The sequence below is a fragment of the Sodalis sp. RH22 genome, assembly GCF_047324165.1.
Classification (GTDB): domain Bacteria; phylum Pseudomonadota; class Gammaproteobacteria; order Enterobacterales; family Enterobacteriaceae; genus Acerihabitans.
Window position 1 is genome coordinate 5,272,855 of sequence record NZ_CP178731.1, and the last position, 15,395, is coordinate 5,288,249.

General features: G+C 55.2%; 16 protein-coding genes. 2 read left to right on the top strand and 14 right to left on the bottom strand.

From position 1 onward, the window contains the following. Positions 1-527 precede the first annotated feature (527 nt). Entirely contained in the window at positions 528-1,205 is a 678-nt protein-coding gene (locus ACL2XN_RS23955) for a trypsin-like peptidase domain-containing protein (protein ID WP_410013922.1), read from the top strand. A gap of 8 nt (positions 1,206-1,213) precedes the next feature. Here the strand turns inward: ACL2XN_RS23955 and ACL2XN_RS23960 are convergent, their stop codons facing one another. Continuing rightward, positions 1,214-2,125: a GlxA family transcriptional regulator gene (locus ACL2XN_RS23960; protein ID WP_413729620.1), complete on the bottom strand. Its 912-nt coding sequence runs from the start codon at positions 2,123-2,125 to the stop codon at positions 1,214-1,216. Positions 2,126-3,437: 1,312 nt separating this feature from the next. Between ACL2XN_RS23960 and ACL2XN_RS23965 the strand changes: the two genes are divergently transcribed. After that, the gene (locus ACL2XN_RS23965) at positions 3,438-3,599 is read left to right on the top strand and encodes a hypothetical protein (RefSeq protein WP_413721233.1); all 162 of its coding nucleotides are present in this window, start codon (positions 3,438-3,440) and stop codon (positions 3,597-3,599) included. Between the two features lie 116 nt (positions 3,600-3,715). Here ACL2XN_RS23965 and ACL2XN_RS23970 read toward each other — a convergent pair whose 3' ends face one another. The 13 genes from ACL2XN_RS23970 to flhD form a co-directional block, all read right to left on the bottom strand. Next, positions 3,716-4,483 (bottom strand): enoyl-CoA hydratase-related protein, encoded by a 768-nt coding sequence (locus ACL2XN_RS23970; RefSeq protein WP_410013925.1) that lies wholly within the window; start codon positions 4,481-4,483, stop codon positions 3,716-3,718. Further along, positions 4,480-5,370: a 3-hydroxyacyl-CoA dehydrogenase family protein gene (locus tag ACL2XN_RS23975; protein ID WP_413729621.1), complete on the bottom strand. Its 891-nt coding sequence runs from the start codon at positions 5,368-5,370 to the stop codon at positions 4,480-4,482. The genes ACL2XN_RS23970 and ACL2XN_RS23975 overlap by 4 nt, the downstream gene beginning before the upstream one ends. 22 nt (positions 5,371-5,392) lie before the next feature. After that, positions 5,393-6,595: a CaiB/BaiF CoA transferase family protein gene (locus ACL2XN_RS23980; RefSeq protein WP_413729622.1), complete on the bottom strand. Its 1,203-nt coding sequence runs from the start codon at positions 6,593-6,595 to the stop codon at positions 5,393-5,395. Continuing rightward, positions 6,592-8,139 (bottom strand): histidine ammonia-lyase, encoded by a 1,548-nt coding sequence (locus tag ACL2XN_RS23985; protein WP_410013928.1) that lies wholly within the window; start codon positions 8,137-8,139, stop codon positions 6,592-6,594. Before ACL2XN_RS23985 ends, ACL2XN_RS23980 begins: the two co-directional genes overlap by 4 nt. Positions 8,140-8,176: 37 nt before the next feature. Next, complete coding sequence (locus ACL2XN_RS23990; protein WP_410013929.1) at positions 8,177-9,079, bottom strand: ABC transporter substrate-binding protein; 903 nt, start codon at positions 9,077-9,079, stop codon at positions 8,177-8,179. Between the two features lie 15 nt (positions 9,080-9,094). Next, positions 9,095-9,820, bottom strand: coding sequence for an ABC transporter permease (locus ACL2XN_RS23995; protein WP_410013930.1), 726 nt, complete (start codon positions 9,818-9,820; stop codon positions 9,095-9,097). Further along, complete coding sequence (locus ACL2XN_RS24000) at positions 9,817-10,467, bottom strand: ABC transporter permease (protein ID WP_410013931.1); 651 nt, start codon at positions 10,465-10,467, stop codon at positions 9,817-9,819. The genes ACL2XN_RS23995 and ACL2XN_RS24000 overlap by 4 nt, the downstream gene beginning before the upstream one ends. Then, complete coding sequence (locus tag ACL2XN_RS24005; protein ID WP_410013932.1) at positions 10,457-11,566, bottom strand: ABC transporter ATP-binding protein; 1,110 nt, start codon at positions 11,564-11,566, stop codon at positions 10,457-10,459. Before ACL2XN_RS24005 ends, ACL2XN_RS24000 begins: the two co-directional genes overlap by 11 nt. A gap of 380 nt (positions 11,567-11,946) precedes the next feature. Beyond that, on the bottom strand, positions 11,947-12,093 hold the full coding sequence (locus tag ACL2XN_RS24010; RefSeq protein ID WP_410013933.1) for a hypothetical protein: 147 nt from the start codon (positions 12,091-12,093) through the stop codon (positions 11,947-11,949). A gap of 115 nt (positions 12,094-12,208) precedes the next feature. Further along, positions 12,209-13,051, bottom strand: a complete 843-nt coding sequence (locus ACL2XN_RS24015; protein ID WP_413729623.1) for an alpha/beta hydrolase — start codon at positions 13,049-13,051, stop codon at positions 12,209-12,211. 397 nt (positions 13,052-13,448) lie between these two features. Next, complete coding sequence (locus ACL2XN_RS24020; protein ID WP_410013935.1) at positions 13,449-13,595, bottom strand: hypothetical protein; 147 nt, start codon at positions 13,593-13,595, stop codon at positions 13,449-13,451. A gap of 324 nt (positions 13,596-13,919) precedes the next feature. After that, complete coding sequence (flhC, locus tag ACL2XN_RS24025; protein ID WP_413721230.1) at positions 13,920-14,486, bottom strand: flagellar transcriptional regulator FlhC; 567 nt, start codon at positions 14,484-14,486, stop codon at positions 13,920-13,922. Positions 14,487-14,488: 2 nt separating this feature from the next. After that, positions 14,489-14,839 carry a flagellar transcriptional regulator FlhD gene (gene flhD, locus ACL2XN_RS24030; protein WP_413729624.1) on the bottom strand — a complete coding sequence of 117 codons (351 nt, stop codon included), beginning with the start codon at positions 14,837-14,839 and terminating at the stop codon, positions 14,489-14,491. Positions 14,840-15,395: the final 556 nt, after the last annotated feature.

Genomic DNA, 15,395 nt, shown 5'->3' on the forward strand with positions numbered 1-15,395 from the left:
GTAACGCGATGGCCCCCGAATGTGGTCAGGACGGGTCATATTTATCAAAAATCCGAACCGGTTTACTATCAATGAATTTGTTAATTATATGTGTGATTCTTGTTTTAACTATGCTGTATAGTTTTCACCGGCATGCGCAATTTATTGCCAGCAGAAGCTTGCCTAAAAAACGGCATAAAAAAGAAATAAGATTATATAGCTATATAAAATTACCGTTACCACCCGTAATACGACATCAGGCTTTCTATGCTGTGGACAATAGGGTGGCAACCCATGGCCGCCAGGAGTCGATGATGAACAAGGCGGCATAAAATTGATGTAAATCAATGGTTATTTCATGGGTCATTATAATGACGTCATAGCGAACATTCCCTTAAACTCGCGTGGATAAGGATGTCATGGCATGCCCGAAATATAGAATATCTCAATGAAAAATTGATTGACGCTATTTGTATATTACAGGGCATCATTTTCATTAGCAGTCGCAAGGCTCTTCTTTGCAATGCATGTTATCAGCAGGCACAACAGTGAAAGTAATTATCTTTATCCTGGCGTCATTATTGACGGGTTGCAGCGCGGTAGGTCATTATAATGTCGACAAGACCGCCAGTAACAAAGCAGATTTTCATTTTATCGGTATTCCTGTATTGGCGGGCGCTGTCGGCTCCAGTTTCCCGCTGACGGAAAATTACAGTCTTACCGCCGGGCATGTGGCTAAATTAATGATGGTCCGGGTAAAAGCCTATAATCCCGTCTGCGATGTGGCCATAATCTACCATAATAATAAGGGACGGGCGTTGCCCAGGCTGGAATCAGCGGTTAAAGGCGAACGCGTCAATCTTTATGGCTACAACGCCTATACGACGCTGCCCACATCGTCATCCGGCACGTTACAGGCCTTCGGCTGGTGGGATAAGCCCGGCACCAGTTGCCGGATGGGGCTGACCGACGCCGGGGGCATCCAGGGCATGAGCGGCGGGCCGGTATATGTGGCCGACGGCGCTATCGTCGGCATCTTTACCGCCACGCACCCGAAACGCAGGCAAAGCATCTTTGTCCCGTATCAAAATATCGCGGCTTGGGTGGCCACCGAAATGGACGGCAAGGACTTGGCCAGCGTGAGAAAATCAACGGCAATGCCCGACTTGCCGACGCCGGCGGCCGCGCTCCCCGTGGCCAGAGTCGCTGTCGGCGGGCTACACTGACGGGACGTTCAGTCCTCTTTGGCCAACTGTTGCCGATAGGCCTGGGGGCTGATGCCGATATTGCGCTGAAATACCCGCCTGAGCACATCCGCGCTGGTAAAGCCGCATTTGGCCGCAATCTTATCCAGGTTCATGGTGGTCATTTGCAGGTAGCGCTGCGCGGTTTCCAGGCGGATGTTCTCGATATATTTCGCCGGCGTCGTGTTTAGCTCATGTTTAAATATTCTGATCAGGGTGCTCCGGCTCATGGCCAGCTTATCCGCCAGCACATCAACGGTAAGTTCCTGGGCTAAATGCTCATGTATCCAGGGTTGCAGCGTTTTCAGGCTGCGGTGGCTGGAGTATTGCGCCAACAGTGAAAAACTGAGCTGGGCCTGATCGGCGGGCCGGCGCAGGAACATCACCAGCTCCTTGGTCACTTCCCCCGCCAGCCGGTCGCCATGATCGTCGGCGATAAGGTTAAGCGCCAGATCAATGCCGGAAGACATGCCCGCGGAGGAATATATTTTGCCATCCTTGACCCAAATGGGCTGCTCCTCCACATGAACTCCGGGATGATGTTTAGCGAATTCATCCAATACGCGCCAGTGGGTCGTCACGTGTTTTCCTTCCAGCATGCCCGTCTGGGCCAGGGCGAAGATACCGCCGGAGACGGTGCAAATGCGGCGGGCCCGGCTTTCCTGGCTGCTGATCCATTCAATGGTATGCGCCGGATACAGGCCGAATGATGCAATAGTGGTGGTGATGATCAACGTATCGATAACGAACGTATCCCATTTTTTATCAGTCAGGGCGGAATGGCCCAGCAGGCTTATTCCCGCTTCAGTTTCGATGGTTTTATCCGGTCCGGCGGAGACCAGTTCCACCTGGTAAGGGGATTTATTTTCCGCCAGCGTATTCGCCAGACGAAACGCTTCCATTGGACCGGCGACATTTAAAAGATCGATCGGTGGAATACCCAGAATCACTATTTTTTTTGTGGGTATGCGATTTGGCATGCTTAATGACCTTGTGCGGATAAACAGGTGTTGCAATAGTAGTGGTTAACATCTGACGCAAATCGTCGGTAAATTGGAAATTTGCTACCATTGGCCTTAATTTTTATAATCATCTGCAAGGTGGAAAAGTTGTGAATATTAATAGCCGGATAGTAAGATAATGTAAAGCGCCTTGGCAAGGATTTGAAATGATTAGATACATTTTAATATATAAGTAATATTTATTTCCGCTGTTTAAGCGGTCAGCAAAAAATGGACAGTATGGCAAGAAAAAACACTTAAAACATATATTATTAATTACTTTAGGATATATTCATTTTTACAGCAGTGCCGGAAAGCCCGGCGCCAGCAGATCTGAAAATTAAGTATCTTTATGAAATTAAACGTTTTTATTATTAAGATCCACTGAGGTTTATGATGGTTTATCAGATTTTACTGAGATATAATTAAACAGCGTTTTCCGCGAAGACGTACTGTGCAAGGCAGGGTTATTATCGTAACTGGGATGACATTCCATTTTTATATTCATTAATCATTCATTACGTAATCCTGCGCAATGGGCCGGATCGGGCAAGCGATGACGGCATTAACGCCTTTTAAAGTATGGCGGAGCATGCCGGGTAAATATCAATCCGGGATGGTGTTTTACCGAATAGTCATCCCGACGTGGCGGCGCAAGACAATATTGGCTTTGGCGTTACATGAATGTTAAATGCGTAACAATTGTTCTGTGATAATGCATTATTACGGCAAGCGAGAATATGTCCCGGCCGAAACAGTCCTCACTTTCCAGGCGGCAAAGGGTTAACGTCGCCAGGGAAACCCGCTGGCGTATTTACCTAATGGGTTCCATTAAATGGAACTGGAAATATAAATCCGGCAAATAACCGCCGTTCAGTTTTAAAGAAATTCCCGCTCAGGCCTGCGCCGAATTCACGTCGCCCCTTTGCCGTCTTCGCGGATGGTGTTCCCGGGGCGCGGTGCGCGTCCCGGGACGGGCGGGGAGATCGTCGCCGCTACTCGCGCACTTTCACCGCAATAACTGTCATGACGATGGCATAGATGATAAACGCCGCAACGGTTGCCATGATTCACCTCCTTCTTAAGGTTAACTTAAGAAATCTTACCCCCGGCCACGAGCAAAAATTAAACAAAAAATGTCATGCGGATCTGCTTGTGCGCCGCTGGCATGTGACAAGATTCCAGGTCAAATTTTTTACAGGAGTCATCACTGGTGACTTTAACGGTTAAAAAAACCTTGAATGTGGGAACGGAGGCAGATGAAAAGCTCAAATACGAAATGGTCTCCGGCGGTACCAATCAAGGCATCCGCGCCACGGCGTACCGCGAGATTGTCTTAGGTGAGGCCAGGCGATGGCACCAAACGCCGCGCTGATCCTGCATCCCCGCCTGTTGTGAGCGCCGCGCCCCCAATGCCGGCTTCCCGGCTGGCCAAGGCGCGGTTTTTGTTTACCGGCGAACCCACAGGCTTGCGGCCGTCGCGATAACTGATTAGCGCCCGCTGAATTGCGGCGGGCGCCTTGCCGCCAGCGCGCGCATGCCTTCGTCGCGATCGTCGCTGGCGGCAATCAGCGCCGACAGCGAACGCTCATAGCCGATGCCCGCCGTCAACGGCATATCAAAACTCGCCAGCACGGCGCGTTTGGCCATTTTAACCGCCAGCGGGGCCGCCGCCGCCACGCTATGGGCAATCTCCATCGCAACGGCAATCAATTGCCCGGGCGCGGCAATGCGGCTTATCAAGCCCGCCGCCAGCGCTTCGGCGGCGCACAGCCGGCGCCCTGTCAGGATCATGTCCATCGCCATGGCTTTACCGGCCGCTTTGACCAGCCGCTGCGTGCCGCCCGCGCCGGGAATGATGCCAATATGCGTCTCGGGCAGCCCCAGCCGCGCGGTATCATCGGCAATAACAATATCGCATAACAGCGCCAGTTCCAGCCCGCCGCCCAGCGTGTGGCCGGATAACGCCGCAATCAGGGGGGTGTCGATGGCGGCGATGCGATCCCATTTTTCGCTGAAGCCGCTGACATAAAGCGCAACGGCGGATGCGCCGGCCAGTTCGCCGGTATCGGCGCCGGCGGCGAAAGCCCGGGGACCGCCGGAGATAACCACCGCGCGGATATCCGCATCGGCATCAAGCGACGAGAGTTCGGCGTAGAGTTCGTCCAGCATGCCGGCGCTCAGGGCATTCAGTTTTTCCGGCCGGTCCAGCTGGATATGCGCCACGGCCCCGTCGCGGCGACAGGAAATAAAGCTCATGACGACCTCTTCGCGGTCAGCAGGCTAATGATGTCGTTGCGGTGTTCCATGCCGGTTTTGATTTCTTCCTCGCTCCAGACATAAAAGCCCCGGCCGCTTTTTACGCCGAGATGGCCTTGCTCCACCCGATCCAGCACCCACGCGGGCAAATGGGTATCGTTGGCCAGCTCCGGCAACAGGATAGCCGCCACGTTGCGCACGGTATCCAGCCCGGCGAAATCCATTAATTTCATCGGCCCCATGGCAGACCAGCGGGGCGCAAGGGTGCTTTGTACCGCGAAATCCACGTCCTCGACGGTGCCTATGCCCGCCGATACCAAATGCAAAGCCTCGCGCAGCAAGGCGTATTGCAAACGGTTGACGATAAATCCCGGCACGTCTTTGTCGACGGCGATGGTCGTCTTTCCCAGCGCGCGGCACAGCGCCGTTGTCTGCTGAAAGGCGGGCTCGCCGGTCAGCGGTCCCCGCACGATCTCAAGCATCGGCATCACGTCCGCCGGGTTAAACCAGTGCAGGCCGATAAACCGCTGCGGCCGCCGCAGAACGGTGGCGATAGCGCCGATCGGCACGCTGGACGTATTGGTGGTCAGCAGGCAGTCATCGCCGACATGCTGCTCAATCTGCCGGAAAACCTCCTGTTTCAGCGCCAGGTTTTCCGCGATGTTTTCCGACACAAACCCCGCACCGGACAGGCAATCCGCTAATACGGTGGTGAAGGTCACCGGCGCGTCCCCCCCGGCGAGGGTCCGGATCACCGGCTCCGCTTTCTCCAGCGAGGCGGCAGTGCGCGAATAGAGCGAAACGGCAAAGCCCCGCGCCGCGAATACCGCCGCGATGCGTGTTCCCATGGTGCCGGCGCCGATTACGGCGATTTTATTTGGCTGCATAGCGTTTTGCTCCGTTGCCGGGTTAAATAACACCGCGTTGCTGGAGTTCATCCAGCTCGCGCTCGCTCAGGTCCAGGATGTCGCCCAGGATGCCGCGGGTATGCTCGCCCAGCCGCGGCGGCATCAGTTCAGGCGGCTGCGCCATGCCGCTCAGCTTGACCGGCTGGGGGAGCAGGCTGATTTCGCCGGCGGTGGGATGAACGACTTTTTGCAGTAATCCCCGCGATAAGGCATGCGGGCTTTGCAATACCTCGTCCAGCCCCCAAACCGGCGCGGCGGGAATACCCGCCTGGTCGAGCAGCGTCACCGCCTGCGCCACGTTTTTATCCCGCAGCCACGCCTCGATATAACCGCGCAGCTCGGACTGATGTCGCAGCCGCTGCGGATCGGTGGCGAAGCGCGCGTCCTTATCCAGCCCAGGCTGGTCAATGGCCGCCGCCAGACGGGCGAACAGGCTGTCGTTGGCGACCGCGATGACCACGTGGCCGTCGGCGGCCCGGTAACTGTCCATCGGCGCGCTGATGGGATGCGCATTGCCCAGGCGCCCGGCGGAGGGTTTGCCGCCCAGCAACTGGGTGAGCGAGACCATTTGCAACGAGACCATGGCGTCGAGCATCGCCATGTCCACCTGCTGGCCGCGGCCGGTGATGCCCCGTTGCAGCAGCGCGGCCAGCACGCCCCATGAACAATAAAGCCCGGCGACGACATCGCCGATGGCGTCGCCGACGCGGGTCGGCTCGCCGTCCGGCCAGCCGGTCGCCTGCATAATGCCGCCCATGGCCTGGATGACGTGATCATACGCGGCCTTATGCGCCAGGGGGCCCTCCTGTCCGAAACCGGAAATGCTGGCGTAGATAAGCCTGGGATTGATTTCACTTACCGCGCCGTAATCAATGCCCAGACGCCGGGTCACCCCGGGGCGGAAGTTTTCCACCAGCACATCGGCCGTTGCGATCAATTGCTCCAGCAGCCGCCGGCCCTCGGGGGTTTTAAGATTCAGGGTCAGGCTTTTTTTGCCGTGGTTGAGCAGCATGAAATAACTGCTTTCGCCGCCGATATGCGGCCCGAAATCACGGGAATCATCGCCTTTGCCCGGCATTTCTATTTTAATCACCTCCGCGCCCAAATCATTTAGCAGGGATGCGCAATAAGGACCCGCCAGTACGCGCGAGAGATCGAGCACCCGGATGCCTTCCAGCGGCCGCGGTGAAACGGGGATCGTCATAGGCGCGCTCCCGTAGCGGCGCCATCGGCCAGCACGGGTTCCAGGGCTTGCGATAACCGGCCGTCGGCGATCAGCCGCCGGATGGCCAACATATCCGGATACATCTCGTCGTCCCGCTGGCGGAACGGCACTTCCCGGCGTATTACCGCCAGCACCGCCCGGGTTCCCCGCGCAGGGCGCAGCGGCCGATGGAAATCAATGGCCTGGGTGGCGCAGAGAAGTTCGATGGCCACGATATCGACGGCGTTTTGCAGGGCATCCAGCGCTTTACGCGCCGCCGTCACACCCATGCTGACATGATCTTCCTGGCCCGCGCAGGTCGACACCGTGTGAACGCTGGCGGGAGAGGCCAGGGCGCGGTTTTCGCCAGCCAGCGCCGCAGCGACATAAGGCGGGATCATCATGCCGGAATACGCCTCGCCTTCCTGGATCAAAAATGCCGGCAGACCGCTGAGGTGGCTGTTGGTCAACCGGTCGGAACGCGCCTGCGACGCCGTGCTGAGCTGCGCAACGGCGATCGCCAGCGCGTCAAGACACAGGGCGGTGGGCGCGCCATGGCCGTTGCCGCCCGGCAGAACCTGCAGCTCGCCGTCCTCCACCAGAAATACCGGATTATCGGTGACGGAATTGATCTCGGTGGTCAATACCTGCCGGCACCAGGCCAGCACGTCGCGTACCGCGCCGTGAATTTGCGGAATGCAGCGCAGGCTCAGCGCATCCTGCACGCGAAAATCACGATAGCGGTCCAGTATTTCACTGTCCTGGAGCAGGCAGCGCAGGATGCGCGCCGTCTCCAGCTGGCCGGGATGCGGACGCAGCGCGTGCAGACGGGCATCGTAACCACGGATATTGCCTTTCAACGCCTCCAGGCTTATTGCGCCGGCCGCGTCGGCGACCGGCAGCAGCGCGGTAAATTCCTCCACCGCCAGGCATCCCAGGGCGGTGATTTCGTATGTGCCGCTGACCAGGGCATGTCCCTCGCGCGGTCCCGGCGTGCGCATCTCGATACCCGCCCGGCGCAGCGCTTCCCCGCCGGGCAGCAGTTCCCCCTGGTACCAGGCTTTGCCGTGGCCGAAAACCGCCAGGCCGATATGCGCGGTGGCTATCAAATACCCCACCGACCCTTTGGCGGGCGCCCAGGGAATAACACCCCGGTTCAGCATCATCGCCATGCTGGTCACAAGAGACGGACTGACGCCGCTATAACCCTGCAACAGCGATTTGATCATTACCGCCATCATGGCGCGCACTTCCCGGGGCGCCAGATCCGCGCCGGTGCCACAGGCATGGCTTTTCAGCATGTTCAACTGCACGGCGGCGATTTGCGGCGAGGACAGGCGCTGGGTAACCAGATCGCCCACGCCGGTGGTCAGGCCGTAAATCACTTTATCCGCGGCCAGCGCCCGGTTGATTTCCTGGTGCACCGCCGCCATGCCCGCCAGCGCCGGCGGATCGAGCCGTACCTCGGCGCCTGCGGCAATCGCGGCGATATCGCCGGTGGTGGTCGCGGTTTTGCCTAACAGAATGCTATCCACTAAAGCCATATCATGCTCCCGACCGGATGGTTTTCATTCACCGGCATTATTTATCCAGGCCGTGCTGGGTCAGCCATTCCTTTGCCACCGCATCGATACTGTCAAAATTGGCCAGTTTGCCGTTCATGACAATCAGATCATCGGTGGTAAGCTGGGCGGAAATCTTATTCAGCGTGTCACCGACCGGGGCGCTGAGTTTGTCGGCGGCAATCAGGGGCACGATATTTTGCGCCGGGAACAGATGCTTGGGATCCTCCAGGGCCACCAGGTTATTTTTTTTCATCGCCGGGTCGGTCGAGGTCATATCCGCCACCTGGATTTGATTATTGACCAGCGCCGACAAAGTCAGCGGTCCCGCCACATCCAGTACCTTGAAGTTTTTAAAGGTCAGGCCGTAAATGTCTTTTAAACCCTTCACCCCCTCGCGCCGGCTTTTCCATTCCGCCGGTCCGCCCAACACCAGTTTGCCGGCGACGGGCTGCAGGTCGCTGATGGTCTTCAGGTTATATTTTTTGGCGGTTTTGTCGGTAACCGCCAGCACGTCGCTATCCTGCGCCCGGGAGATGGACAGCATCTTGATCTTGGCGGGCAGGGCTTTACCCAGCGCGGCCTCGACATCTTCCACGCTATGGGCCTGGGTTTTCTCGTCCAGATAGCTCAGTGTCGCGCCGCTGTATTCCGGGATTAAATTAATGGAACCGTCCAGCAAGGCGGGCATATACACTTCCCGGCTGCCGATGTTTAATTTCTTTTCCACTTTGATATTTTTCGCGGCCAGCGCGTCGGCATAGATCGTGGCCAGCAACTGGCTTTCCGGAAAATCCGCCGATCCCACGATAATGGTCCCGATATCGCCGGTCGCGGACGTTTTATCATCAGCCGATGCCGGGGCGGTCTGCAATAAAACGGCGGAAAACAACGTTGCTGCGAGCAATTGATTCATTTTCATTTTGACGGGCTCCGGTTAATGATATAGGCGATTGATATAGTGGGTTAATAGAATAAAAGGCTTACGCCGGCGCTCGCGCCGCTGTATGCCGGATGAGACCATGAAACGAATGAACAACGAGAAGATAAAATCCACCGCCAGGGCCAGCGCGCCCACCGTAATGGCGCCGGCGACCATCTGCGGATAATCGTTTTGCGCGCGGCCGTCGATAATCAACCGGCCCAGGCCGCCCAGCGACACATAGGCGGCAATGGTGGCGGTGGAGACAATCTGCAGCGCCGCGCTGCGAATGCCGGACAGGATCAGCGCCAGCGCGCAGGGAATTTCCACGGTCAGCAGCAGGCGCCAGGGTGAATACCCCATGCCGACGGCGGCGTCGATAACGCTGGGATCAATGGCGGTCATGCCGGAATAGATCCCCATCATAATCGGCGGCAGCGCCAGTATAATCAGCACAATCAGACAGGGGACGATAAACGCCAGATCCGATTCGAACACCGGGCCGAAAATAATGACCAGTAAAATAATCAGGCCAAACGTGGGCAAGGCCCGCATGGCGTTGGCGATACCGATAAGCGTGCGTGTGCCTTTGCCGGTATGGCCGACATAACAGCCAATGGGAAAAGCGATAATCAACGCGATAAGCAACGCTTCGGCGCTGTAAATAACATGCTGGGTGATTAATACCAGCAGGCCGTCATCGCCCAGCCAATGGGCGCTGTCCATAAACCACGCTATCATCGTCCGCTCCGTTTAGGTTTCCAGGCCGTAATCTTATTCGCGCCCAGCAGCAGTAAATTATCGAGAACCAGGGCCAGCGCGATACATAAGACGATACCGGCGATAATCGGCGTCAGGAAATGCAGCTGGAACCCCTGGGTAAACAGCGCTCCGAGCTGCGGCATGCCCACCACCGCGGCGATGGACACGATACTGACATTGGATACCAGGACCACCCGCATCCCGGCGGCGATAACGGGAACCGCCAGGGGGAGCTCCACCAGCAAGAACCGCTGCAGCGGCCGGTATCCCAGGGCCACGGCGGCCTGGCGGGTGTCTTCCGGCACGGAATCCAGCCCGTCGCATACCGTGCGCACCAATAATGAAAACGCGTACAGCGTCAGCGCAACCACCACGTTAAGCGTGTCGAGAATTCGGGTGCCAAGGATCCCCGGGAGCAGCACAAACAACGCCAGGGAGGGAATGGTATAGAGCAGTCCCAGCATATTGAGCAGCAGGTTCTTGATATGCGCGCTGCGATAGATAACGATCCCGGCCGGGATGGCCAGGATTAACCCAATCAATACCGGCACCACGGACAAATACAGGTGCCAGCACAGCAGGTTGAAAATGGTGTCTTTTTGCGCCCAGAGCCAGTCAAACCGCATGGCGTTGCTCCACGTCCATCGGTTGACGCGCGGCGCCGAACGCCTGCTCGATATTCACCGAACCGAGTAATTGCCGGTTATCGTCAACGACGATCCCCCGGCCGGAAGGCGAGCTCAGCACCGCGTCCATCAGTTGCCGCAGCGAGCCGCTCAGCGGCGCAAACGTACCGCTCAGGTTAATGTCGCCGGCCAGGATATGGCTTTTTGGCTGGGCGACATCAAACCAGCCCAGGGGCTGGTTGTCAGCGGTCACCAGTATCCACCGGCCCTGCGCCCGCTCACGGGCCTCGGCGACCGGCATCCCCACGGCGGCGCAGGGTTCGCTGGACAAGGCCAGGCCGGAGGGGATGGCGCTAAAGGCCAGCTTACGGTAGCCACGGTCCCGGCCGATAAAATCGGCGACAAACGCATCGCCGGGATGGTTAAGCAGCCTAGACGGCGCGTCGATCTGCGCCAGCCTGCCGCCGGGCCTGAACACCGCCACCCGATCGCCCAGCTTCATGGCTTCATCAATATCGTGCGTGACCATAATAATGGTTTTACCGATATCGCTTTGCAGGCGCAGGAATTCATCCTGCAACTGCTCGCGCACCACCGGATCCACCGCGCTGAAGGGCTCGTCCATCAGCATGAATTCCGGATCCGAGGCCAGCGCCCGGGCAACACCTACCCGCTGCTGCTGCCCGCCGGACAATTGCCAGGGATAACGCTGGCCCATCTCCGGCGACAGGCCCACCCGCGCCAGTAAATCCAGCGCGGTTTTCCGGGCGGCATGCCGCGTCGCGCCGTTAAGGCGCGCGGTAACGGCGACATTATCCTGTACGGTTTTATGCGGGAATAAGCCGGCATTCTGGATGACATAGCCTATCTTGCGCCGCAGCCGCACCACATCCATATCCTGCGTGGATTGCCCATTGAGCGTAATCACGCCCGAACTCGGCTCAATCAGCCGGTTGATCATGCGCAGCGAGGTGGTTTTGCCGCAACCGGAGGGGCCGACCAGAATGGTGATTTTTGCCGTAGGCGCGACAAAAGACAATCTGTCCACGGCAACGGTGCCATCGGGGTAAAATTTGGTGACATTGTCGAATGCGATCATGGCTTATCCATCAAATTTATAATCCGCGCTGTAAAATCAGGCATGTATATTCTTGTATGTACAACCAAGCAATTTAGATGCCAACTCCAGTCGGATGTCCGCCCGCCCACAGCGGTGGCGGGACGCCCCGTTGCCTGCGCGATGATGAGTTAGGGCGGGAGCCTGGATGTTCCATCATGTAGCGCGGCGCACTGTAATGAGGCACCGCCATCAACAGAGTTTGCCTAATGGGTAAGGGGGTATGGATAAAGAGGGGAGGGGCTTGGCGTTGGCGCGGCTATGCGACCGCCATAAGCGCAAAAAAAAACGCAAATCCATGATCATATCTTGATATGGATTTGCGCCTTGATGAAAAATTTTGTCTTACTTTTACCGCGCTATTATTCCGCGGTATTGACATGCTGGTTAGAACTTTGCGTTACCGGATAGGTATTGGCATAGCTCTGGTAGTCACCGCCGGCGGCCATGGAAACTGCGGGGGCGAGCATGGCGGAAATAAGGGCTAAAGCTGCGATGGTCTTTTTCATGATTGATATCCTCTCGTTCTGTTTGTACAGGTGAAAGCCTTTCGCTTTCGATGTGATTAATATAACGCTCATTAATTAAATAGTCTAGTGAATAAATTTGTTTTTATTGTTCAAATTATTTGATTTGATGTGGGGTTTGTCCGCTATTCGACCTGACAAAAAGCGCAATGGCTTCAATAACGCCCGGAGCCAGGGGAAGGTTCGCATCGGCATAGGCGGCCAGATTGATGCTGGGTTCATCAACAGCGACCCGTTTAAGCACATGATTGGTGTCGGGGATCAGGAGAAGGGTAGAGGCCGGCGCGAACTGATGGAGACGTTTGGCATCCGCAATACCGACCTGGAGATCGCGTTTTCCCTGCAGTATCAGCACCGGCTTGTTAACCTGCTTGATGAGTTGCGCGGGATCTAAGGCAAAGAGGCTGATCAGGAAGGATTGCACCGCCGGCCGGAATAACGCCTCCAGGGCCGGCGGCACTGCTCTGGCATCTATGAGCTGGCCGGACGAAAGCGCGGCGATCGCCTTGGCGGCCGCGTCAAGCAACGGCGCGTTGGCGGGGTTGGCGCGCAACTGGGACATCAGCACTTCGCCGGCCGGCCGGCCGGGGCATGCGACCAATATCAGCCCGGCTATATGTTCCGACGCTCGTGTTAGTGCGCTAAGCGCCACTAAACCGCCTTCACTATGGCCAAGCAACCATACCGCGTTTGTGCCGGTACGCCGGCGCAGGGTGTTAATCCAGTTGTGAATGTCATCGACATAATCAGCGACGGTCACCGCATCCGGGTCCGGTACGGCTGCCGCGCTGGCAAACATGCCGCGCTTATCGATGCGTGCGCTGACTATCCCCTTGGCGGCCAGTCCTTCCGCCAATAATTTATAGGGCGCGGCTTTTATTCCCAGTACGCTATTGCCGTCGCGATCCGTTGGGCCGGACCCCGGGATGATAAGGACCACTGGCGAACACTTATCTGGCACTCCACTAAGGGTTCCCTTAAGCGGCCCCATTGGACCTAACGCGTCAATAGTGCTCATCGGAGTTAACCCGCGCCGATAAAGTTAACATAACCGGGGAAAACCCCGGCAAATCAGCTGAATTCAATAAATACAAATACACTGGGATCTCGCAGGCAACGTTTACTGACACTGAATCTTATAGCCCAACGGCCATGTTGTCTCTTATTTTGCGGGCATACGGGTCACGTTGCGCCGGCTGGCGTGGCCCAGGCGGCGCTGATGGCAAATCATGCTGGCAAGGCCACTCAAGGCGGGCAAAAAAAATCGCAAAACCACGACTTTTGCGCCATGGTTTTGCGATTTAATCAATTTTTTTGTCTTTTACTACATGACGCCCTTATTCGGCGGTATTGACGTGATGATTACTGCTTTGCGTCACCGGATACGTGTTGGTGTAGCTTTGGTAATCACCGCCTGCCGCCATGGAAACTGCTGGAGCAAGAACGGCTGCGATAAGGGCGAGGGCTGCGATGGTCTTTTTCATGATTGATATCCTGTGTGGTATGAGTGAAAGCGTTTTGCTTTCGATGGAATAAATATAACGCTCATTAACATAATGGGATATCGAATAAATTCGCTGGTGTTGTTCAAATTAACTGATTTATGGAGCGGGTGATATACGCCACGGGTAACCTCAGGCGGTTAGCCGCGGTGGCGTCATAACGGCAATGTGGCGAGACGGATGTCCTGGCGAAAAAAAAACCTGTCCGGCGCTCTTAGCCTGGGCGCGTATGCCACTCATAATATGCCGATTTCAACAGTCCGTTTCATGCCTTTCAGCCAGCGTGATAAACAGGGGGGGCATTAATTAGTACGCATATTGTGGCGTTATCGCTGGCATTTCTGATTCGGGCATAATTTTACGTCTTTTTATGGCCCGCGACGGCGGCTGGCATAAGCTGCAGACAAACCCATAAACCGGATGATGGGCATAAGTGACAAAATGGCCCTGACAATGGCTACAGGGCGTTAATTGCAGCATGCCGCTATTGACAAAGCGTACCAGGGTCCAGGCGCGGGTCATGGTCAGCAGCGGTAACTCGTCCACCTGCGGCGGGCACTGCTCCAGATAGAGGTGATAAGCCTGGATAATTATCGCTATATCGCTGGATTCGCCGTTTTTCTTTAATGCCCGGAAGATATTATAAAACATAGAGGAGTGGATATTCTGCTCCCATATCATATACCAGTCGGTAGAGAACGGCAGCATCCCTTTCGGTGGAGGGCTGCCGCGCAATTCCTTATAGAGTTTGATTAATTTGGGGCGGCTGATCTGTGTTTCACATTCCAGCATCTGGAGACGCGCCCCCAGGGTGATCAGTTCCATGGCCATTTGGATATCTTTTGCTTCCTGAATGATGCTTTTATAGGTCATGGTCACCCCCTTGGGTTAGGTAAAGGCACTATTTTTGCGCTTGTACGTTTTGCTAACACAGTCGACAAAACAATACCCGTATGAAGTTGCTGCAATTCGTCAATCCGCGACTCTTGGGTCAGCAATCTAATGGTCTGATGGTCATCAAAGCGAAACAGGCATAAGAGTTGACTGGCTTCCGACAGTTTCGTCATTTGTGATGGCATCAGCTTTTTCAGCGTATCGGCCATGTCTTCATCAATACCCAGGCGAAACATTGCGGCGGCTTTATCCTGATTAATCAAGCGTTGCGCCAGAAGTAAATAGGAAAAATTAAGATCGAAGATATATTGGCGAATTTCTTTGGCGTTCATTTTTTCATCCTGACAATCACCGTTAACTATAATTAGAGTATTGATATTATTATTTATATAAAACAAGCACTAAAGAATAACAATCCAACGCATAACATCACACATTCGGTCATATTCGTCTCTCTTTTCCTGATTGCTGCTAAAAATAGCCTGGTATCACCGGGCAATTATTCACTATTAACTAGCCGGAGAGCTCGTCTGTCATACATTAGTTGTATGACCAACCAAATAGATGAGATGCCATTTATTTTCATGAAAGTTAACAACTGATACTTTCTCGCAACCAAGAATTAAGTGTGAAGCCATCAATATTTGACTTAATTGCTGCGAGGATAATAGTAACAAAGTATTAATTTTATATTAAGACAACGCGTTTAATTAAGCAAATGTTACAGCGATCGACATATTAAATAAATACCTATAAAAATCAACCACTAATAATTTATTGACTTTTAGATATTTTTTAGTAATAGCTGATATTAAAAATATTAGCATGGTAATTAAATTGAAGTGTTAAATATTTAAGCTCTTTATTTTGCTTAAAGTGCATTTAACA